We start from the raw sequence: 21540 nt of genomic DNA, 5'->3' as shown, positions 1-21540 counted from the left end.
ATCAACCGCCTCCTACGAAAGTTACAATCTCAATTTGGTCTCCATCAAAAACAGATGTATCTGTATGATCATCTTTTTGTAAAATATCTTTATTACGCTCTACTACAACAATTCTGTTATCTAACTCTAAATGTGTAAGTAGCTCAGCTACTGTTTTCACACTCTCTGGTACTTCAATTTGATTACCATTAATTTTTAAATTCAAACTCCCATCCCCTTTCTAAACCTTTTTAGAAAGCAATGAATCTAGCAAATGATTTTCCTGCTTTCCTTCTATTAAATCAGCCATATACTGACCAGAAACAGGACTTAATAAAATACCGTTTCGATAATGTCCAGTACAAGCATATAAACCTTTTATTTCTTCATGCTCTCCCATATAAGGAGCTTCATGATTCGATTGTGGCCTTAACCCTGCCCATGCGCTTTCCCACTCTGCTTCTTTTAAAGCTGGCAATATTGTATACGCGCGCTCTAATATAGAAGTAATACTTTCTGGTTGCACAGTTTTATTAAACGTATGGGGCTTCATCGTTGCTCCAATTACGTAACGTCCGCCGCGCTTTGGGGCAATGTAAAATCTTTCTTGGAAAATAGGCGCCTTTAAAAGTGGTCTTCTACTTCTTACCGCTACTACTTCTCCTTTAACTGGATATGTACCCCATTCGCGGTGAAAATGTCCTAGTAACTTCGTGCTCCATGAGCCACCCGCAATAACCACTTTTTCGCAAGTGATAATACCTTCGCTTGTCACAATCCCAGTCACTTTATTATTGTCAATACGAACATCAAACACTTCTGTCTGTTCATATATATCCGCACCCGAGAATGACGCGGAATGTGCGAAGGCTTTCGTAAGCTCTGGTGCAATAACATGACCATCTTTCGGATAATATACAGCCCCTATAATTGACTCAGATAGAAACGGCTCTTTCTCTCGTAAAAGGTCTCCCGTTAGAAAGTAAGAATCTTCACCTGTTTTCTGCTGCCAATCCATAATATGAAGAATTCTTTCCTTCTCATCTTCATTTTGGGCAATGCGATAAATACCTTTTTCCTCATACCCAATATCGATGCCTGTTTTTTCACGTAAAACTTCTGCAAGTTGTGGAAATATAGCACGGCTTTCTCTAGCAAGTTCAAATAACGGGTCATAAGCGTCCCATTCTGCCTGAACCCCAAGTAAACCAGCGGCTGCTTTCGAGGCTTCAGATGCAATTCTTTGCTTCTCTACAATCGCTACTTTATGTCCTCTTTCTGCTAGAAAATGTGCAACTGAACTACCAATTACACCACCGCCAATTATCGCTACATCATACTTCTTACACATGTTTTTCCGCCCACTTTCTTATTGATTCCTTATAAGATTTCGCTTTGCTGTACGGGTTACTACTACTTATAATCCCAGACATAACAGCAATACCACTGACACCGTTAGTAAGAACATCCCCAGTGTTTTCCGTGGTAATTCCACCAATTGCTGTTATCGGTATGGATAAACACTTTGCAATGTCTGAAACCTCTTCAAGCCCTCTCGCTGGCACACCTTTTTTACAATCTGTCGGAAATACATGACCATAGACGAGTGAATCCGCTCCATTCTTAAATGCATCGATCGCCTCTTCTAAAGAATGTACAGAATAGCCGACATGCAAATAAGAAAACTTTTCTTTCACTGACTTTACATTTGCGCTTCGATATCCTAGCTGCACGCGTGGAATGTTTAATAAAATAGCGATATCAATTCGATCATTTATCACTATTTTTGATGCCGGAAAGCCTTTCTTCAAAAGACTTTCCACACCTTCATACAAATCCTTCGTACTCTTCTCACGCTCACGAATATGCAAATAATCAATCTCACTTTCAATTTGCATCGCTACATTCACTAACTCTTCGAATGACATGTGACCATTTGAGATTACATGAAGCTCATTTTTCATATTCATTCGCCTACTTTAAAATGTTTTCGAATAACTCATCGGCCGGAACGATTTCTTTCGTCATTCCTTTATCTTTCAGCCATTTATTTTGTTTCTCCCATGATTCTTTTGAATCTGATAAGAATGACTCATCTTTCGTTTCCATTTTCTCTAATAAAATTTTCATACTTTCTTTTTCAACTTCTGGTACAAGTGGGAAGTTTTCTTTTTCTTGATGATTTAATAAAATATTTAATGCTTCATCTGGATTTTTCTTCATGAAATCATAGCCTTTTTTCGTACCACGTAAGAAGGCTTGTAACGCTTCTTTATCTTTTTTCAACGTTTTATCACCTGTTACAAATACAAGCTCATGATAATTCGGTACACCATAATCAGCTGGATTAAAGTACGCTGGTTCATGCCCTTCATGACGCATAACAGGTACTTCATGGTTAATGTATGCCCCTGTTACCGCATCTACCTTTTTCGTAATTAATGCCGGTACTAGATCAAAGCCAACATCGACTACTTTCACTGTATCTGGATTGCCACCAGCTTCTTTTACCATCGTTTTTAAATACATCTCACTTAAAGGTGTTCCAGAATATCCAACTGTTTTCCCCTCTAAATCTTTTGGCGATTGAATGCCTGCTGATTTCAGCGATACAACATGATTTAATGGTGAACGTACGACAGCTCCAATTGATTTCACTGGAATTTGTTCATTTGCTTTTGCCATGACAACATCTGGCTGATAATATAAGCCAACCGTTACTTTTCCTGCGGCTGCTAAGGTTAATGGATCGGTCGGATTAGAAGGGAATTTTATATTCACCTTTACTCCTTCTTCTTTAAAATAGCCTTTTTCAATTGCTGCATAAATAAAGCTATGTACCGCATTTGGGTACCAATCAAGCATGACCGTTATTTCTTTTTCCTTTTTACCCTTATCTGATGCTGAATTACTAGAACATCCAGTAATCATTGCAACTAATAATGTCAACACAAAGATGCGTTTTAAAAATTTCATGAATACTTCCTCCAACTAATAAATTTCTTTTCTAATACCGAGATAAGTATGACGAAGAAAATAGCTAATAATGATAACAATACAATGGGTGCAAATACACCTGCTCCGTCTAACTGTGTCATCATTCTTTTACTGAAATATCCAAGCCCAGCTTGTGCACCGAGCCATTCACCGATTGCTGCCCCAATTACACTAAGCGGAACTGCAATTTTTAAAGCTGAGAAAAAATAAGGAAGAGCAGATGGTAACTTTAATTTAAGAAAAACATCTTTTTTCGTTGCCCCATACGTAACTAAGAGCTCCTCCCATTCTTTTTTCGTACTGCGCAGCCCATCATACGTATTGACCGCAATTGGGAAAAACGTAATTAAAACCGTAACAACAACCTTACTCCAGATCGTATATCCAAACCATAAAACGAAAAGTGGAGCAAGCGCTGTAATCGGAATCGTTTGTGAGGCAACTAATAATGGATAAAATGCTCTCTCCATCCAATTACTCGCATTCATTAACATCGCTAGCCCTACCCCAAGTACGATAGAAATAGCCACCCCTATTAAAACAACGTATAACGTTGCCGGTAAATGAACCGTAAATAATATGTCTTTTAGTTTCCATATTTTCATTACAATTGCAGACGGTGACGGTAAAATGTACATCTCATCTATAATTCTTGCTCCTATTTCCCACATAACGAGTAAAATACTAGAAAGAGTAATGGCAGGAACTAATTCTTTCAATCGGCTTATCATACAAGTACCTGCCTTTGTAACATACTAAGAAGCTCATCTTTAAGCGCTAACACTTCAGGCTTATATAAATCTTTTCTTGTTCGATTACGATCAAGTGGTACAACCCTCTCGGTTAAAGTAGTTATCGGTTGATTTTCTACAACGAAAACTCGATTAGAAAGAAACAATGCTTCTTCCACATCATGAGTGATAAATAAAATTGTTTTTTCCCACTCTTTCCATTGTTCAAACAGCCATTCTTGCAAAGATGCCTTCGTTAAAGCATCCAACGCGCTAAACGGTTCATCTAACAGCAATATCTCCCCGCCCGTTAATAAAGTTCGAATAAAAGATACGCGTTGCCTCATACCACCAGATAAATCTTTCGGATATTTTGTCTCATATCCTTGTAAGCCAAATTTATGTAACAGTTCCTTTGCCTTTATTTGTGCTTCTTTCTTCTGTACCCCTTGGCACTCTAGCGGCAGAGCAGCATTTTCAATAATCGTTCTCCACGGCAGAAGCATATCTTTTTGAGGCATATACCCCACAGGATGGCTCTTTGTTTCTGTCAGCTCTATCTGTCCAGTACTTGCTTCTTCTAAACCTGTAATAAGGCGAAATAAAGTACTTTTCCCGCATCCACTCGGTCCGATAATACTTACAAACTCTTTATCTTGTATAGAAGCATTTAATTCATTGATGATTGGCTTCTCATCATAATGAAAAGAAACATTATGAAACTGTAGTATGTTCTTGCTCCTCAAATCCCCACATCTCCTTACGATAGGACATATCCCAGAATAAATATTCAAATCGACTGGAATATAGGAAAATCTCCTCTAATCGATCTAGCTCTTTTTCAGACTTTCCAACTGCCATTTCATTTAATAAATCTATTAACCAAATACAAAGGTTACCGTATTCTTCAGAACTATATCCTTGAATCCACTCACCAAAAAACTCATGATCTCTTGCTCCAGGAATATCATTTAAACGCTTTCCAATTTCCCAGTAGCTCCACATACATGGAAGAAGTGCTGCTATTAATTCCGCAAGTGTGCCATTTTGAGATACAGACATCATGTAATTTGTATACGCTAAATTTTTAGCAGATGGCTTTGCAGACTCTATCTCCTCTATAGAAATTCCAAGTCTTTTTGCATACTGTTTATGGATTGTCATTTCACCATTTAATATGCCATCAATTTGTTCAGCAAATTTCCCCATTACTTGTGGATTCGTTGCTTTTACAACACCAATAGCATATAGCTTTGCATAATCTAACAAATATAAATAATCTTGAATAATGTAATACTGAAACTTATCTTTTTCTAACGTGCCATCTCCCATACCTACTACAAACGGATGATTATGACTCATCTTCCAAACTGGTTGTACAGTTTCTAATAATCTATCGCAAAATTTCATTTCGCTATCCCCTTTCAATTTATATATCTAAATAAAAAACCACTTCTAAATAAGAAGTGGTTACAGCAAATAAAATTATAATTTATTCGTTGCTCCACTTCCCTTCGCTAGTATTACCTAGATCAGGTCTGTAAGGGTTAAGGATTATTCCTCTCTCAGCACAACAAGCACCCCTAGTGGTTTCAATATGAAATTTTCAAATAAAAAAGCCCCGTTTCTATACGTAAAGAAACGGGGACTCATTATTAGTGTCCGAATTGCTTCCCTACGCTAGCATAATCTAGATCAGGTAATGAAAAGGATCAAAGGCTTACGGCCTACTCTCAGCTGGCAACACCAGCTCTCCTAGCAAACTATAAAATTATCACTGTCAGTATAACATCGTAATAAGACATCATCAACTGTTTTAATTTTCTCAATTGTCAACAAAATAACAAAACTATATAATACTTATATTCTATCTTAGAAATTATTATCCTAATTAATTGGATAAAAAGGAATCATTATCCTCAAAAAATTTATTTTTATATTGATTTCATATTACATTTATGTGAATACACCCACTATATTATATCTTTATACTATAATAAAATTACAACTATACAACTAGAGGAGGTCTCTATTATATGAATATGAAAGCTACTGCTTTAACAGCAACTACTGTCGCAATTGCCTCTTTCCTTCCTTCTATGGGAGAAACAAATGTACAAACAGCCAACGCTGAACAATTATCTAATGTGAAAACTGGATATGTCAAAGTCGATCAAGTAGCCTTACATACAAAAGATAACGCAAATAGCTCATCAATTGATACGATTCGCTTTAATACGAAAGTAAACATACTTGAAACAACTAATGGCTGGTATAAAGTATCTGTTAATAATAAAGTAGGTTACGTACAAAAAGATGCTATTCTACTAAAAAACAAACTTCAATCTAATAATCAATACATCGTTAATGCCAATGCATTAAACGTTCGTTCTGAACCTAATTTAGAATCTTCAATTTTAGATGTATTACCAAATGGGAAATTCGTTACCATTCAAGAAGAACAAGGCGAGTGGTATAAAATTTTACATAATGGCAAAACAGGTTACGTACAAAAAGCATTCGTGTCTAATGGTTCACAACCTTTAGTAAAAGGCATCACAGAAAATAATACGAAATACACAGTTGCAACACCTAAACTTAATGTACGTAGCAACGCTAGTACAAGTAGTGCACTACTTGGTTCATTACAAAATGGTACACAAATACAAGTAGTGGAAACTGTAGGAACTTGGTATAAAGTTCGTTTTGGCACAGGATACGGATATGTGGCAAAACATTATGTGGTGCAAAATCAAACACAAACTCAAACTCAAACAGCTCAACCTACTTCCATTCCAGCTGTTTTCAAATTCCCTACTCAAGGAAGAATTAGCTCAACCTTTGATATGCGTTGGGAACAAATGCATTATGGTATAGATATTGCAGCTCAGGGTAATGTCTCTATCCAAGCGGCAGCTGCAGGTAAAGTTGTGAAATCATATTATTCAGCTAGCTATGGCAATGTTGTGTTCATCGCCCATCAAATAAACGGGAAATTATATACAACAGTCTATGCACACATGAAAGATCGCACTGTACAAGCTGGTGATCAAGTACAAGCTGGACAATTAGTAGGTCATATGGGAAACACAGGTCATTCATACGGGCAACACCTTCATTTTGAATTACACAATGGAGAATGGAATTTTGAAAAAACAAATGCAGTAAACCCACTGCCATATTTAGTTAGGTAAATTGTATGCAACGCAATATCAATATACCTCTCTTCATTGAATACTTAGCCTTTTTAGGTTTAATCTGTTGTTTAATCATTTACAATACAAATACTGTATTTTTATCTATTATCATTGCTTTTGTTGCTTTAGAAATTATGATGGAATCCTTTCAAGTACAACTAAAACAAAAAATTGCCCATATATATAATGCCATCTTTCTATTAAGTGCCCTAATAACAAATATTATTAGTAATGGTTTTTATTTATCTACCGTATTTCCTGTATTCTTTATGGCTGTTTTATTATTCATAGCTAGATACATTCATGTCCCTACTAACAAAAAACACGAACAAAAAGCTTAGAAAGAGGAGACACTGTGTACCGATCTTTCAAAGATAATCCGATAAAATATATATTGAATTTATACACAAAAATAAATACTTTTTTTGGTATACAAGGAAGTAAGACGGCACAATTTCTCCTTTATGGAATGTTATTTCTCGTCTTAATTGCGTTCTCCTTGCTTTATTAATAAAAAAAGGATCTCACATAAACTTGAGATCCTTTTTAATTTATATAGAAAATGCTCTTTATCCACAAGCATATTTTTCATAAATAAAGCTCAGATTATATTTTTTCTCTAAGCTCATTCTTTGTTCATCATCACACCAATAGAACAAAATATCATGAATTGTTGCATAACGCTTATTTTTAAGAAATAGTTTAAAGAATGATGGTAAACAATCATGTAATTGTATAAATATATAATTGCGTAATATTTCTTCTTTATATTCAATGCCCTTACAAATATACAGTAATTCTTCACAATAATATGCATGTTGTGGAACTTGAATCATTTCGAAAAATGGCACATATGATAATAACTTCCCGATAAAATAATCATATCGATCCATTATTCCTATCGTCATATGCTCCATCATTTCTTTCATTACATATAAATAATCATCTACATGAGTAGTTTTCAATGGGTCTAATCGATCTGAAATTTGAGAAAGTACAGCTCTTTGACAAGCTAACACCGCTTGACTAGGTCCATAATATGATAGGAAGTCTGTACACTTACGATATTTTCGTAATAAGTCATGTGTGTATAAGTCATACACAAACGTATTACAATACATCGCTAGACTCATCATATCACTATTTAATTGCTCTTTTGATAGTAATTTAGCTCTCTTACACATATAAAAGAATGTAAATTCCAATACTTCTTTATGAGATAATAGATGTTTACAATCCGTTATACATTTCTCATTAAATTTAACCCTATCCCAAATTTCTACATCCCCATCAGTCAATTCACCAATACGATATTTAATAATTAAATAGTTTAAAGCAACCGCTTGTGTCAAAAGATCCCACGTTTCATATTCCAATGAAGTGTGAACAAACTCAGCTAGTCCTTGAGTTATCATAAAAGTATTTGCTTCTTCATACCAACCAATCTCTTGGCATAAGCGAAGAATACGTACTAGAGTTGGAATTTCATCTTTATGAAACTGCGGCAAATTCTTTACTTTATCCATTCCATATACGATAAATGCCGCTAAATTTTCTTCTTTATAAAATTCTTTTTCTTTCCACACTAATATAGTTCGTTCTTTCCCTTCACCTTTTGGATGACAAGGTACAAGCAAAGAAAATAATTCAGCGAAATTATTTGGTTCTATATATGTATCTGTAACCAAATTCCAATTTGGATCGCGCTGTACAGCCCTCATATAATTCCCCTTCCCTTTTGTCTACATAGGAAATATTAATCCATTATTACATCATTAACAATGAATATTGTTATATTCAAAATCTTTCATAATACTTATATCTATCAGTATATCATTTTTTCTCTTATTTAAAATTAGGAATGACAAATTTAAAAAAACTGTCGAAATTACGAACTGTATACTTATATTATATAATGTCTCAGATACACCATGCTAACATATTAGTTTAATCCATATATACTAGAATAATGCATCTGATTTTTATACGTAACTTATCCCACTAATGAAAGTCTCTCTTCATTCCGTATGCTCCGAAATTTCACTTAAAGCAAATCCCGCTTGATCATCTGCCGATCCTCTTATAGCTAAATCACCTAGTGCTAACATCCCAACGAGTTGACCACTCTCAACTACTGGTAATCGTCTAATTTGGTACTGTGCCATTAACTCTGTAGCTTTTTCAATAGAATCATCTGGAGAAACTGAAACAATGTTTGTTGTCATTACATTTGTAATTTTATTAGATCCAGGATGTTTCTCAGCAATCCCACGAACAACTAAATCTCGGTCCGTAACAAGCCCAACAACTTGCTCATTTTCAACAACTGGAATCAATCCAATCGATTCTTCTTTCATCTTTACAGCAGCCTCATATACATTGTTTAACGGTGTACAATGTACAACATGAGTACTCATAAAGTCTCTCACTCGTGTCATTTTTGTCTCCTCCTTTTTATACATACCATAGCTTTTCCTAAATCCCTTTATTTATTTCAGGAAAATCAGTTGATAAAGAAGGATTCACGCACAATAAAAAAGAGTCAGCAATATGCTGACTCTTTTTTTATGACCCGTACGGGATTCGAACCCGTGTTACCGCCGTGAAAGGGCGGTGTCTTAACCACTTGACCAACGGGCCATGGCTCCGCAGGTAGGACTCGAACCTACGACCGATCGGTTAACAGCCGATAGCTCTACCACTGAGCTACTGCGGAATAATATATATGGTGGGCCTAAATGGACTCGAACCATCGACCTCACGCTTATCAGGCGTGCGCTCTAACCAGCTGAGCTATAGGCCCATATACTTTACAGGGGCAGTAGGAATCGAACCCACACTGGAGGTTTTGGAGACCTCAGTTCTACCTTTAAACTATGCCCCTAAAGGATGCCGACTAGAGGACTTGAACCCCCAACCTACTGATTACAAGTCAGTTGCTCTACCAATTGAGCTAAGTCGGCATAAAAAAATGGTGGCTCGGGACGGAATCGAACCGCCGACACGAGGATTTTCAGTCCTCTGCTCTACCGACTGAGCTACCGAGCCAACATAAATGGCGGTCCCGACCGGGGTCGAACCGGCGATCTCCTGCGTGACAGGCAGGCATGTTAACCACTACACCACGGGACCATTTGGTTGCGGGGACAGGATTTGAACCTGCGACCTTCGGGTTATGAGCCCGACGAGCTACCGTGCTGCTCCACCCCGCGACAATATAATATTTTTTTAAAAAATGGAGGAGGTAGAGGGATTCGAACCCCCGCGCGACTCTCGCCGCCTGTCGGTTTTCAAGACCGATCCCTTCAGCCGAACTTGGGTATACCTCCATGAAGGAAAAATAAAAATTTTATTATTATATGTATGTAAACCACTTAAAAAGAAAATGGAGGAGGTAGAGGGATTCGAACCCCCGCGCGATTCTCACCGCCTGTCGGTTTTCAAGACCGATCCCTTCAGCCGAACTTGGGTATACCTCCGAGACATATAATAAATAAAGTGGAGCCTAGCGGGATCGAACCGCTGACCTCCTGCGTGCAAGGCAGGCGCTCTCCCAGCTGAGCTAAGGCCCCATGTTTTTGGGAATATCGGGAAGACAGGATTTGAACCTGCGACCCCCTGGTCCCAAACCAGGTGCTCTACCAAGCTGAGCCACTTCCCGTTAATAAAAGCGCGCCCGAGAGGAGTCGAACCCCTAACCTCTTGATCCGTAGTCAAACGCTCTATCCAATTGAGCTACGGGCGCATATGGTGCCGAGGGCGGGGGTCGAACCCGCACGGTGGTCACCCACCGCAGGATTTTAAGTCCTGTGCGTCTGCCTGTTCCGCCACCCCGGCATGTCATATTGAAAATTGGAGCGGAAGACGGGATTCGAACCCGCGACCCCAACCTTGGCAAGGTTGTATTCTACCACTGAACTACTTCCGCAAGACATGTTTGAGTTATTTTATTAAAAGTGCGGGTGAAGGGAGTCGAACCCCCACGCCAAAGGCGCTAGATCCTAAGTCTAGTGCGTCTGCCAATTCCGCCACACCCGCATATTTTGTTAAAATGGTGAGCCATGAAGGATTCGAACCTTCGACCCTCTGATTAAAAGTCAGATGCTCTACCAACTGAGCTAATGGCTCTTAATGGCTGGGCTAGCTGGATTCGAACCAGCGCATGACGGAGTCAAAGTCCGTTGCCTTACCGCTTGGCTATAGCCCATTAATTAAGAATGGTGGAGGGGGGCAGATTCGAACTGCCGAACCCGAAGGAGCGGATTTACAGTCCGCCGCGTTTAGCCACTTCGCTACCCCTCCGACATATATGGTGGAGGATGACGGGATCGAACCGCCGACCCCCTGCTTGTAAGGCAGGTGCTCTCCCAGCTGAGCTAATCCTCCATTTTGCCTGGCAACGTCCTACTCTCACAGGGACAAGGTCCCAACTACCATCGGCGCTAGAGAGCTTAACTTCCGTGTTCGGTATGGGAACGGGTGTGACCTCTCTGCCATCATTACCAGACTGTATTCATTTAAGACAAGAATCATTTTAACTCATTCGACTTTGAAAGTCAACAAGTTTTTTATATTCTTTCAAAACTAGATAACATTGCTTCATATTATATGGTTAAGTCCTCGATCTATTAGTATTCGTCAGCTCCACATGTCACCATGCTTCCACCTCGAACCTATCAACCTGATCATCTTTCAGGGATCTTACTAGCTTACGCTATGGGAAATCTCATCTTGAGGGGGGCTTCATGCTTAGATGCTTTCAGCACTTATCCCTTCCGCACATAGCTACCCAGCTATGCCCTTGGCAGAACAACTGGTACACCAGCGGTGCGTCCATCCCGGTCCTCTCGTACTAAGGACAGCTCCTCTCAAATTTCCTACGCCCACGACGGATAGGGACCGAACTGTCTCACGACGTTCTGAACCCAGCTCGCGTACCGCTTTAATGGGCGAACAGCCCAACCCTTGGGACCGACTACAGCCCCAGGATGCGATGAGCCGACATCGAGGTGCCAAACCTCCCCGTCGATGTGGACTCTTGGGGGAGATAAGCCTGTTATCCCCGGGGTAGCTTTTATCCGTTGAGCGATGGCCCTTCCATGCGGAACCACCGGATCACTAAGCCCGACTTTCGTCCCTGCTCGACTTGTAGGTCTCGCAGTCAAGCTCCCTTATGCCTTTGCACTCTACGAATGATTTCCAACCATTCTGAGGGAACCTTTGGGCGCCTCCGTTACACTTTAGGAGGCGACCGCCCCAGTCAAACTGCCCACCTGACACTGTCTCCCGGGTCGATAAGACCCGTAGGTTAGAATTTCAATACAGTCAGGGCGGTATCCCACCAGCGCCTCCACCGAAGCTAGCGCTCCGGTTTCAATGGCTCCCGCCTATCCTGTACAAACTGTACCAAAATTCAATATCAGGCTACAGTAAAGCTCCACGGGGTCTTTCCGTCCTGTCGCGGGTAACCTGCATCTTCACAGGTACTATAATTTCACCGAGTCTCTGGTTGAGACAGTGCCCAAATCGTTACACCTTTCGTGCGGGTCGGAACTTACCCGACAAGGAATTTCGCTACCTTAGGACCGTTATAGTTACGGCCGCCGTTTACTGGGGCTTCAGTTCAGAGCTTCGCTTACGCTAACCCCTCTCCTTAACCTTCCAGCACCGGGCAGGTGTCAGCCCCTATACTTCGCCTTACGGCTTCGCAGAGACCTGTGTTTTTGCTAAACAGTCGCTTGGGCCTATTCACTGCGGCTTTCCGTTAAGAAAGCACCCCTTCTCCCGAAGTTACGGGGTCATTTTGCCGAGTTCCTTAACCAGAGTTCTCTCGCACACCTTAGGATTCTCTCCTCGCCTACCTGTGTCGGTTTGCGGTACAGGCACCTTTTATCTCGCTAGAAGCTTTTCTTGGCAGCGGGGAATCAAAGACTTCGCTCCATAAGGAGCTTCCCCATCACAGCTCAGCCTTCACGATAAGCGGATTTGCCTACTTATCAGCCTAACTGCTTGGACGTGCACAACCAATCGCACGCTTCTTCTATCCTTCTGCGTCCCTCCATTGCTCAAACGATAAAGAGGTGGTACAGGAATATCAACCTGTTGTCCATCGCCTACGCCTGTCGGCCTCGGCTTAGGTCCTGACTAACCCTGAGCGGACGAGCCTTCCTCAGGAAACCTTAGGCATTCGGTGGACGGGATTCTCACCCGTCTTTCGCTACTCATACCGGCATTCTCACTTCTAAGCGCTCCACCAGTCCTTCCGGTCTGACTTCACTGCACTTAGAACGCTCCCCTACCACTGATACCATTGGTATCAATTCGCAGCTTCGGTGGTGTATTTAGCCCCGGTACATTTTCGGCGCAGAGTCACTCGACTAGTGAGCTATTACGCACTCTTTAAATGGTGGCTGCTTCTAAGCCAACATCCTAGTTGTCTAAGCAACTCCACATCCTTTTCCACTTAATACACACTTTGGGACCTTAGCTGGCGATCTGGGCTGTTTCCCTCTTGACTACGGATCTTATCACTCGCAGTCTGACTCCTAAGGATAAGTCATTGGCATTCGGAGTTTGACTGAATTCGGTAATCCGATGAGGACCCCTAGTTCAATCAGTGCTCTACCTCCAAGACTCTTACACTTAAGGCTAGCCCTAAAGCTATTTCGGGGAGAACCAGCTATCTCCAGGTTCGATTGGAATTTCTCCGCTACCCACACCTCATCCCCGCACTTTTCAACGTGCGTGGGTTCGGGCCTCCATTCAGTGTTACCTGAACTTCACCCTGGACATGGGTAGATCACCTGGTTTCGGGTCTACGACCACGTACTAAACGCCCTATTCAGACTCGCTTTCGCTGCGGCTCCGCCTCTTCAGCTTAACCTCGCACGGGATCGTAACTCGCCGGTTCATTCTACAAAAGGCACGCCATCACCCATTAACGGGCTCTGACTATTTGTAGGCACACGGTTTCAGGATCTCTTTCACTCCCCTTCCGGGGTGCTTTTCACCTTTCCCTCACGGTACTGGTTCACTATCGATCACTAGGGAGTATTTAGCCTTGGGAGATGGTCCTCCCAGATTCCGACGGAATTTCACGTGTTCCGCCGTACTCAGGATACATTCAAGAGAGAACGAAGTTTCGACTACGGGGTTGTTACCCTCTACGACGGACCTTTCCAGGTCGCTTCGTCTACCTCGTTCCTTTGTAACTCCGTATAGAATGTCCTACAACCCCAAGAGGCAAGCCTCTTGGTTTGGGCTATGTTCCGTTTCGCTCGCCGCTACTCAGGAAATCGCATTTGCTTTCTCTTCCTCCAGGTACTTAGATGTTTCAGTTCCCTGGGTCTGTCTTCCTTACCCTATGTATTCAGGTAAGGATACCATACCATTACGTATGGTGGGTTTCCCCATTCGGAAATCTTCGGATCAAAGCTTACTTACAGCTCCCCGAAGCATATCGGCGTTAGTCCCGTCCTTCATCGACTCCTAGTGTCAAGGCATCCACCGTGCGCCCTTTCTAACTTAACCAAACTAAAATTAAAAAATATGAGCTACACTGTTATCTAGTTTTCAAAGAACATACATTTATATATGAGAGATAGTTCTCTCAAAACTGAACAAAACGAAACACGGAAACTTATATTGATGAACAGCGTTCATCAATTCTCCATAGAAAGGAGGTGATCCAGCCGCACCTTCCGATACGGCTACCTTGTTACGACTTCACCCCAATCATCTGTCCCACCTTAGGCGGCTGGCTCCATAAAGGTTACCCCACCGACTTCGGGTGTTACAAACTCTCGTGGTGTGACGGGCGGTGTGTACAAGGCCCGGGAACGTATTCACCGCGGCATGCTGATCCGCGATTACTAGCGATTCCAGCTTCATGTAGGCGAGTTGCAGCCTACAATCCGAACTGAGAACGGTTTTATGAGATTAGCTCCACCTCGCGGTCTTGCAGCTCTTTGTACCGTCCATTGTAGCACGTGTGTAGCCCAGGTCATAAGGGGCATGATGATTTGACGTCATCCCCACCTTCCTCCGGTTTGTCACCGGCAGTCACCTTAGAGTGCCCAACTTAATGATGGCAACTAAGATCAAGGGTTGCGCTCGTTGCGGGACTTAACCCAACATCTCACGACACGAGCTGACGACAACCATGCACCACCTGTCACTCTGCTCCCGAAGGAGAAGCCCTATCTCTAGGGTTTTCAGAGGATGTCAAGACCTGGTAAGGTTCTTCGCGTTGCTTCGAATTAAACCACATGCTCCACCGCTTGTGCGGGCCCCCGTCAATTCCTTTGAGTTTCAGCCTTGCGGCCGTACTCCCCAGGCGGAGTGCTTAATGCGTTAACTTCAGCACTAAAGGGCGGAAACCCTCTAACACTTAGCACTCATCGTTTACGGCGTGGACTACCAGGGTATCTAATCCTGTTTGCTCCCCACGCTTTCGCGCCTCAGTGTCAGTTACAGACCAGAAAGTCGCCTTCGCCACTGGTGTTCCTCCATATCTCTACGCATTTCACCGCTACACATGGAATTCCACTTTCCTCTTCTGCACTCAAGTCTCCCAGTTTCCAATGACCCTCCACGGTTGAGCCGTGGGCTTTCACATCAGACTTAAGAAACCACCTGCGCGCGCTTTACGCCCAATAATTCCGGATAACGCTTGCCACCTACGTATTACCGCGGCTGCTGGCACGTAGTTAGCCGTGGCTTTCTGGTTAGGTACCGTCAAGGTGCCAGCTTATTCAACTAGCACTTGTTCTTCCCTAACAACAGAGTTTTACGACCCGAAAGCCTTCATCACTCACGCGGCGTTGCTCCGTCAGACTTTCGTCCATTGCGGAAGATTCCCTACTGCTGCCTCCCGTAGGAGTCTGGGCCGTGTCTCAGTCCCAGTGTGGCCGATCACCCTCTCAGGTCGGCTACGCATCGTTGCCTTGGTGAGCCGTTACCTCACCAACTAGCTAATGCGACGCGGGTCCATCCATAAGTGACAGCCGAAGCCGCCTTTCAATTTCGAACCATGCAGTTCAAAATGTTATCCGGTATTAGCCCCGGTTTCCCGGAGTTATCCCAGTCTTATGGGCAGGTTACCCACGTGTTACTCACCCGTCCGCCGCTAACTTCATAAGAGCAAGCTCTTAATTCATTCGCTCGACTTGCATGTATTAGGCACGCCGCCAGCGTTCATCCTGAGCCAGGATCAAACTCTCCAATAAAGTTAGTTTGTCTAGCATCTAAAAATAAAAATTGACGTTTCACGTTGTTTGTTTCGTTCAGTTTTCAAAGAACTTGTCTGCCGCTTCAGAAGCGACTTCATCATATTAACATCTTCATTTTTTGATGTCAACTACGTTTTAAAATTTCTTTTCTGTCGTTTTCTGCGTTTCCGCATCAGCGACGTTTATTAATATACCATCATGGTTTTTAAATAACAAGTGTTTTTTTAAAAAAACACAAAAAATATCCATCCTACTTTCTTCTATATAGAGACACCTCATCCCATCTATGGAAAACAGCTATTTAAATTGTATACCAATAGACTCTAATTAACCAAACCGTATTTCATAACCCCTTCCTAGATTTTCATTCTCTTCTATATTAAAGCCCCTGATCATCTACTTCTCTATAGACTAACAATATAAAAACAAATCAATCCAAACTAAAAAGGAAAACAGATTCACCACTACCCTCTCCGATCAGTATTTTCACTTCCTACATAAAGTGAACATGCCGATTTTTGGTTTTGTTCCTCCACACAAACTATTAGTTGAACGAATCGATTGTTTACAGACAGATCAGCAAATAGCGGAATAAATAACGAAATTCCCACAAAAATATTAACTTAAGATTATTGTTAGAATTTTTTTACATTTAATTAATGAAAAATATCCATTTTTTGTTATATAGTAAGAAGGACGTACTCAACTATAAATAAACCAATGGAGGAATTACTTTATGGATAGGTTAACAAAGTTTTCATTAAAAAACCGCGCCGCTGTTATCATCATGGTTTTTCTCATTTCCATACTCGGCGTCTATTCCGGCTCTAAATTACCTATGGAATTTTTACCAAGCATCGATAATCCAGCAGTCACTGTCACAACCTTATCTCAAGGACTCGACGCTGAAGCGATGACGAAAGAAGTAACTGATCCCCTCGAAAAACAATTTCGCAATTTAGAACACATCGACAGCATCACCTCTTCTACGCACGAGGGATTATCACGTATCGATATCGCGTATACATCCAAAGCAAACATGAAAGACGCAGCACGCGAGGTTGAAAAGGCCATTAACACAATTAAACTACCTAAAGATGCAACTAAACCCATAGTTAGCCAATTAAATACTTCTATGATTCCACTCGCTCAAATTGCTATCCAGAAGCAAAACGGATTTTCAAAAGCAGATGAAAAACAAATCGAAAAAGAAATCGTACCACAACTCGAAAGCATTGATGGTGTTGCCAACGTTATGTTTTTCGGAAAATCAGCCTCTGAATTATCTATCATACTAGACCCAAACCAATTAAAAGATAAAAACGTAACAACAGAACAAATATTAAAAGTTTTACAAGGAAAAGAAACTTCCACTCCAGCCGGAGCAATTACCGTTAATAAAGAAGAATATAACCTTCGTGTCATTGGGGATATAAAAAATGTAGATGATATTAAAAACATAACCGTTGCACCTCAAGTAAAATTACAAGATGTTGCTCAAATTGAACTTAAACAACACTACGATACAATCTCACATATAAACGGAGAAGAAGGAACCGGATTAATCATCATGAAAGAGCCAAGTAAAAATGCAGTTGCAATCGGAAAGGAAATCGATAAGAAAATCAAAGATATAGGTAAACAATATAAAGATCAGTTTTCTATTAAACTTTTAGCCTCAACTCATGAGCAAGTTGAAAATGCTGTTACTAGTATGGGAAAAGAAGTAATTCTTGGAGCAATTGCTGCAACACTAATTATCTTAATCTTTTTGCGTAACTTCCGAACGACACTCATCGCCGTTGTCAGTATTCCATTATCTATTTTATTAACACTCTTTTTACTACACCAATCTAACATCACACTTAACACCTTGACGCTTGGTGGTTTAGCAGTTGCAGTTGGACGTCTCGTTGATGATAGTATCGTTGTCATTGAGAATATTTTCCGTCGTTTACAAAAAGAATCTTTCTCTAAAGATATTATTCTCGATGCGACGAAAGAGGTCGCCGTCGCAATTACTTCTTCTACTTTAACAACAGTCGCTGTTTTCTTACCTATCGGCCTCATATCAGGAGTAATCGGAAAATTAATGTTACCTATGGTATTAGCAGTTGTATATTCTATACTATCATCCTTAATCGTTGCACTAACAGTTGTTCCACTTATGGCTTTTTTACTACTCAAAAAAACAAAACACAAAAAGCCAAGTTCTTCACCACGATATGTCGCTACATTAAAGTGGGCTCTTTCGCATAAATTCATTATTCTACTTACCGCCTTTTTATTATTCGCAGGATCGATTGCAGCCTATGTATTACTACCGAAAGCGAACATAAAATCTGAAGACGACACAATGTTATCTATTAATATGACTTTCCCAGCTGATTACGCCCCTGAAACGCAAAAACAAAAAGCCTTCGATTTCGAAAAGAAATTACTTTCTAATTCGGATGTAACGGATGTTATTTTACGAATGGGATCTAGCGCAGAAGATGCACAATGGGGGCAAACGACAAAAAATAATCTTGCCAGTATATTTGTAGTCTTCAAGAAAGGCTCTGATATTGATCAATATATTAAAGAGTTAAAGAAAGAACATAAAGCTTTTGAGCCTGCTGAACTAGATTATATAAAAACGAGTTATTCAAGCTCTGGTGGTGGAAACAATTTGCAATTCAACGTAACAGCTACTAACGAAACGAATTTAAAAGAGGCTGCTACTATCGTCGAAACAAAACTAAAAGATATGACTGCTCTCTCTAAAGTAAAAACAAATTTAGAAGACTCTAAGAAAGAATGGCAAATCCATGTTGATCAAACAAAGGCCGAACAACTAGGCTTAACACCAGAATTAGCAGCACAACAAGTAGCATTCCTTATGAAGAAATCACCTATTGGTGAGGTTTCAATTAATAATGAAAAAACAACTATTATAATAGAACACAAAAAAGAAAACATTACTAAACAAGAAGACATTTTAAACACAAACATACTATCACCTATCAATGGACCAATTCCTTTAAAAGACATTGCAACTATTTCAGAAAAGCAACTTCAAACAGAAGTCTTCCATAAAGACGGAAAAGAAACGATTCAAATTACTGCCGAGGCCTCAAATGAAGATTTAAGTAAAGTAAGCGCAGAAGTAAACGAAACGATAGCTAAATTAGACTTACCTAGTGGCGCAAAAGTAACTATTGCAGGTGCAACTGAATCTATGCAAGAGAACTTCACAGATTTATTCAAAATTATGGGGATTGCAATCGGGATTGTATATTTAATTATGGTTATCACCTTCGGACAGGCGCGGGCTCCTTTTGCAATTTTGTTCTCCCTGCCATTAGCTGCTGTTGGCGGTATTTTAGGATTAATCATTTCAGGAACACCCGTTGATGTAAATTCCTTAATCGGCGCATTAATGTTAATCGGGATTGTCGTTACAAACGCTATTGTATTAATAGAAAGAGTGCAACAAAATCGAGAACACGGAATGGAAACAAGAGATGCCTTACTAGAAGCGGGATCCACTAGGTTACGTCCAATTATTATGACGGCTATAACAACAATCGTCGCTATGCTACCACTCCTATTTGGTCAATCGCAAGCAGGAAGCATGGTATCAAAAAGTCTTGCCGTCGTTGTCATCGGTGGTTTAGCAGTCTCAACCGTTCTTACGTTAGTAGTCGTTCCAGTTATGTATGAACTATTAGATAAAATCGGGAGAAAAAGACGCTCTCGTAGAAAAATAAGCACTTCCACAGAAACACCTGATATTTAAAAGAAAAAGCGTTATCTTCATGAATGAAGATAACGCTTTTTCTCTACCTACTCATATAATCCATCATTTTTTGAGCATACCGCTCTAGCGGTTTACCAGAGTCTACAATAAGATATTCAGCATTCGAAGGTCTTTTACTACCATCTAACCACTTTTTAAAAGCTACTTCCGAATCCACTCTTCCAATCTGACTGACCATACACTTACGTGTTTGTAGCCTATTATTAATCTCTTCCATATTATTAAGGTAACATTCGATATATTTATATTTTACACCATGTTTATTAGACAGTTTTATTCCTTTTTCAACCATCCCTTCATATAGACATGGACTATCCAATATCACACTATGCCCTTGTTCTAAATAAGAATCAATCAATACCCATTCAATATCGTATGATACTCCTCCAACAATCCTCGATTCAATCCCTTTCATTTCTAATGATTGCAACAATGCCGATTTCAAAACATCATGATCTACAATTACAGCACCTGTTAACTTCGCTATATACTTAGAAACTGTAGATTTTCCCGATCCTGGAAAACCTGACATTTGCAAAAAAAACAAATTAATTTCTCCTCTCATCCGCCCTATTCATCTATATAATCAATTACAAATTCAACAATCATTACATCCATTCCTTCTATATTAAAATACAAAAAGAACTCCCTACTTATAAGCAGAGAGTTCCTCTTTATAATTTATGCTGCTTTTACTTTCTTCGTCGTTTTACTTTTTCTTTTCGTTCCTGTAAAACGTTTGTGTAATACAGATGCTATCAAGCGTGAAATAACATTGAATAGTAATACCATAATAATTAATACAGCTGCAGATTTTGTCGCAATCAACTTTGCATCCGGAATAACTCCTTCAGAATTTAACTTCCAAATGTGAACCGCTAACGTTTCAGCTGGTCTAAATGGATTTAAAGGATGCGCAGGACTTGAGAAGTCCGCTGCTGAATTTAAAATTGGGGATGTTAAACCCGCTGTGTAAATCAGTGCGGCTGCTTCCCCAAATATACGACCCGCCGCTAAAATAATACCCGTAATAATTTGCGGTAATGACGACGGAATAATAATACGAGCGATCGTTTGCCACTTCGTTGCACCTAATCCAAGACTTGCCTCTTTTACATTATGAGGAACTTCTGAAATTGCATTTTCACAAACACGTGTTAAACCTGGTAAGTTTAAAATAGTTAGAGCAAGAGCACCACCCATTACTGTGTATCCCCAGCCTGTCATTGTAACGAACACTAACAAACCGAATAAACCAACAACAATAGAAGGTAAAGACGCCATTGTCTCAATACATAAACGAACAAAATTTAAAAAACGCCCTTGTTTTGCGTACTCTGCTAAATATATTCCAGCACCTAACCCCAGAGGAATAGATATAACAAGCGTTATAACAAGCATGTAAAAAGAATTGAATAACTGCGGACCAATCCCACCACCAGCTCTTGTATTACTTGGTTCTCCAAACAAGAAATTAGGATCCCAAAATCCCCATCCCTTTTGCAAAATTTCAAACACTAAGAATACTAGCAGAGCTACAACTAAAGCTGCAACTGCATAAAAGATACCTGTCCAAATTTTATTTACCGTTCTTGCATTCATTA

General features: G+C 40.3%; 14 protein-coding genes, 20 tRNA genes, 3 rRNA genes and 2 riboswitches. Of the genes, 3 read left to right on the top strand and 34 right to left on the bottom strand.

Translation table 11 applies throughout. The features are described from left to right. Position 1 precedes the first annotated feature (1 nt). Genes thiS through tenA form a run of 7 tightly spaced genes read right to left on the bottom strand, consistent with a single transcriptional unit; the run spans position 2 to position 5117 of the window. Positions 2-205: a sulfur carrier protein ThiS gene (thiS, locus tag KZZ19_RS03855; protein WP_001049505.1), complete on the bottom strand. Its 204-nt coding sequence runs from the start codon at positions 203-205 to the stop codon at positions 2-4. Positions 206-220: 15 nt separating this feature from the next. Further along, positions 221-1330 carry a glycine oxidase ThiO gene (gene thiO / locus KZZ19_RS03850; protein WP_237982600.1) on the bottom strand — a complete coding sequence of 370 codons (1110 nt, stop codon included), beginning with the start codon at positions 1328-1330 and terminating at the stop codon, positions 221-223. Then, positions 1323-1943 (bottom strand): thiazole tautomerase TenI, encoded by a 621-nt coding sequence (gene tenI / locus KZZ19_RS03845; RefSeq protein WP_237982599.1) that lies wholly within the window; start codon positions 1941-1943, stop codon positions 1323-1325. The genes thiO and tenI overlap by 8 nt, the downstream gene beginning before the upstream one ends. A 10-nt stretch (positions 1944-1953) precedes the next feature. Continuing rightward, positions 1954-2955, bottom strand: coding sequence for an ABC transporter substrate-binding protein (locus KZZ19_RS03840; protein ID WP_237982598.1), 1002 nt, complete (start codon positions 2953-2955; stop codon positions 1954-1956). Continuing rightward, positions 2952-3707: an ABC transporter permease gene (locus KZZ19_RS03835; protein WP_237982597.1), complete on the bottom strand. Its 756-nt coding sequence runs from the start codon at positions 3705-3707 to the stop codon at positions 2952-2954. The genes KZZ19_RS03840 and KZZ19_RS03835 overlap by 4 nt, the downstream gene beginning before the upstream one ends. Next, on the bottom strand, positions 3704-4453 hold the full coding sequence (locus tag KZZ19_RS03830) for an ABC transporter ATP-binding protein (RefSeq protein ID WP_088095207.1): 750 nt from the start codon (positions 4451-4453) through the stop codon (positions 3704-3706). The genes KZZ19_RS03835 and KZZ19_RS03830 overlap by 4 nt, the downstream gene beginning before the upstream one ends. Next, a complete protein-coding gene (gene tenA, locus KZZ19_RS03825; protein WP_237982596.1) occupies positions 4422-5117 on the bottom strand; it encodes a thiaminase II in 696 nt (231 codons plus the stop codon). The genes KZZ19_RS03830 and tenA overlap by 32 nt, the downstream gene beginning before the upstream one ends. A gap of 82 nt (positions 5118-5199) precedes the next feature. Beyond that, positions 5200-5302: riboswitch (TPP riboswitch) on the bottom strand. A 60-nt stretch (positions 5303-5362) separates the two neighbouring features. Then, positions 5363-5474: riboswitch (TPP riboswitch) on the bottom strand. Positions 5475-5743: 269 nt separating this feature from the next. On the opposite strand from tenA, the gene KZZ19_RS03820 reads away from it, so the two are divergent. Together KZZ19_RS03820 and KZZ19_RS03815 are read left to right on the top strand one after the other, a co-directional pair. Beyond that, positions 5744-6901 (top strand): SH3 domain-containing protein, encoded by a 1158-nt coding sequence (locus tag KZZ19_RS03820; RefSeq protein ID WP_237982595.1) that lies wholly within the window; start codon positions 5744-5746, stop codon positions 6899-6901. 5 nt (positions 6902-6906) lie between these two features. Continuing rightward, entirely contained in the window at positions 6907-7245 is a 339-nt protein-coding gene (locus KZZ19_RS03815; RefSeq protein WP_237982594.1) for a hypothetical protein, read from the top strand. A gap of 228 nt (positions 7246-7473) precedes the next feature. Here KZZ19_RS03815 and KZZ19_RS03810 read toward each other — a convergent pair whose 3' ends face one another. The 25 genes from KZZ19_RS03810 to KZZ19_RS03690 all read right to left on the bottom strand — a co-directional run bounded on the left by KZZ19_RS03810 (position 7474) and on the right by KZZ19_RS03690 (position 16131). Continuing rightward, positions 7474-8625 carry a DUF3965 domain-containing protein gene (locus tag KZZ19_RS03810; RefSeq protein WP_088095204.1) on the bottom strand — a complete coding sequence of 384 codons (1152 nt, stop codon included), beginning with the start codon at positions 8623-8625 and terminating at the stop codon, positions 7474-7476. A gap of 297 nt (positions 8626-8922) precedes the next feature. Beyond that, on the bottom strand, positions 8923-9342 hold the full coding sequence (locus KZZ19_RS03805) for a CBS domain-containing protein (RefSeq protein ID WP_237982593.1): 420 nt from the start codon (positions 9340-9342) through the stop codon (positions 8923-8925). A 130-nt stretch (positions 9343-9472) separates the two neighbouring features. Then, a tRNA-Glu gene (locus KZZ19_RS03800) sits at positions 9473-9544 on the bottom strand. Between the two features lies 1 nt (position 9545). Beyond that, positions 9546-9620 (bottom strand) — tRNA-Asn (locus KZZ19_RS03795). A 10-nt stretch (positions 9621-9630) separates the two neighbouring features. After that, positions 9631-9707 (bottom strand) — tRNA-Ile (locus tag KZZ19_RS03790). 10 nt (positions 9708-9717) lie between these two features. Next, positions 9718-9788: transfer RNA gene (locus tag KZZ19_RS03785), tRNA-Trp, on the bottom strand. A 6-nt stretch (positions 9789-9794) separates the two neighbouring features. Continuing rightward, a tRNA-Thr gene (locus KZZ19_RS03780) sits at positions 9795-9867 on the bottom strand. A 9-nt stretch (positions 9868-9876) separates the two neighbouring features. After that, positions 9877-9952: transfer RNA gene (locus tag KZZ19_RS03775), tRNA-Phe, on the bottom strand. An 8-nt stretch (positions 9953-9960) separates the two neighbouring features. Continuing rightward, positions 9961-10036: transfer RNA gene (locus KZZ19_RS03770), tRNA-Asp, on the bottom strand. Between the two features lie 3 nt (positions 10037-10039). Then, positions 10040-10116, bottom strand: a tRNA-Met gene (locus tag KZZ19_RS03765). 24 nt (positions 10117-10140) lie between these two features. Next, positions 10141-10233 (bottom strand) — tRNA-Ser (locus KZZ19_RS03760). A gap of 57 nt (positions 10234-10290) precedes the next feature. After that, positions 10291-10383 (bottom strand) — tRNA-Ser (locus tag KZZ19_RS03755). A gap of 20 nt (positions 10384-10403) precedes the next feature. Further along, positions 10404-10476 (bottom strand) — tRNA-Ala (locus KZZ19_RS03750). Positions 10477-10491: 15 nt separating this feature from the next. Beyond that, a tRNA-Pro gene (locus KZZ19_RS03745) sits at positions 10492-10565 on the bottom strand. 10 nt (positions 10566-10575) lie between these two features. Next, positions 10576-10649: transfer RNA gene (locus KZZ19_RS03740), tRNA-Arg, on the bottom strand. Between the two features lie 3 nt (positions 10650-10652). Further along, positions 10653-10741: transfer RNA gene (locus KZZ19_RS03735), tRNA-Leu, on the bottom strand. A 16-nt stretch (positions 10742-10757) separates the two neighbouring features. After that, a tRNA-Gly gene (locus KZZ19_RS03730) sits at positions 10758-10832 on the bottom strand. A gap of 29 nt (positions 10833-10861) precedes the next feature. Beyond that, positions 10862-10942 (bottom strand) — tRNA-Leu (locus KZZ19_RS03725). A gap of 14 nt (positions 10943-10956) precedes the next feature. Next, positions 10957-11032, bottom strand: a tRNA-Lys gene (locus KZZ19_RS03720). Positions 11033-11036: 4 nt separating this feature from the next. Next, positions 11037-11111 (bottom strand) — tRNA-Gln (locus tag KZZ19_RS03715). 11 nt (positions 11112-11122) lie between these two features. After that, positions 11123-11206 (bottom strand) — tRNA-Tyr (locus KZZ19_RS03710). An 8-nt stretch (positions 11207-11214) separates the two neighbouring features. Next, positions 11215-11290: transfer RNA gene (locus KZZ19_RS03705), tRNA-Val, on the bottom strand. 5 nt (positions 11291-11295) lie between these two features. Beyond that, positions 11296-11411 (bottom strand): 5S ribosomal RNA (rrf, locus tag KZZ19_RS03700). Positions 11412-11512: 101 nt separating this feature from the next. Next, positions 11513-14434: ribosomal RNA gene (locus tag KZZ19_RS03695) — 23S ribosomal RNA — on the bottom strand. Positions 14435-14579: 145 nt separating this feature from the next. Continuing rightward, positions 14580-16131: ribosomal RNA gene (locus KZZ19_RS03690) — 16S ribosomal RNA — on the bottom strand. Together the 16S, 23S and 5S rRNA genes with 20 tRNA genes alongside form the textbook arrangement of a ribosomal RNA operon. A gap of 739 nt (positions 16132-16870) precedes the next feature. Between KZZ19_RS03690 and KZZ19_RS03685 the strand changes: the two genes are divergently transcribed. Then, positions 16871-19915, top strand: a complete 3045-nt coding sequence (locus KZZ19_RS03685; protein WP_237981651.1) for an efflux RND transporter permease subunit — start codon at positions 16871-16873, stop codon at positions 19913-19915. Positions 19916-19958: 43 nt separating this feature from the next. On the opposite strand, the gene KZZ19_RS03680 is transcribed toward KZZ19_RS03685, so the two are convergent. Together KZZ19_RS03680 and pstA are read right to left on the bottom strand one after the other, a co-directional pair. Beyond that, entirely contained in the window at positions 19959-20483 is a 525-nt protein-coding gene (locus KZZ19_RS03680) for an AAA family ATPase (protein ID WP_237981650.1), read from the bottom strand. Positions 20484-20617: 134 nt separating this feature from the next. Continuing rightward, positions 20618-21538 (bottom strand): phosphate ABC transporter permease PstA, encoded by a 921-nt coding sequence (gene pstA, locus KZZ19_RS03675; RefSeq protein WP_088095198.1) that lies wholly within the window; start codon positions 21536-21538, stop codon positions 20618-20620. Positions 21539-21540 lie beyond the last annotated feature (2 nt).

This window comes from Bacillus thuringiensis, from assembly GCF_022095615.2.
Taxonomy (GTDB): Bacteria; Bacillota; Bacilli; order Bacillales; family Bacillaceae_G; genus Bacillus_A; species Bacillus_A cereus_AG.
Note: the sequence above shows the minus strand (reverse complement) of the source record. Positions and strands in the feature narration are given on the sequence as shown.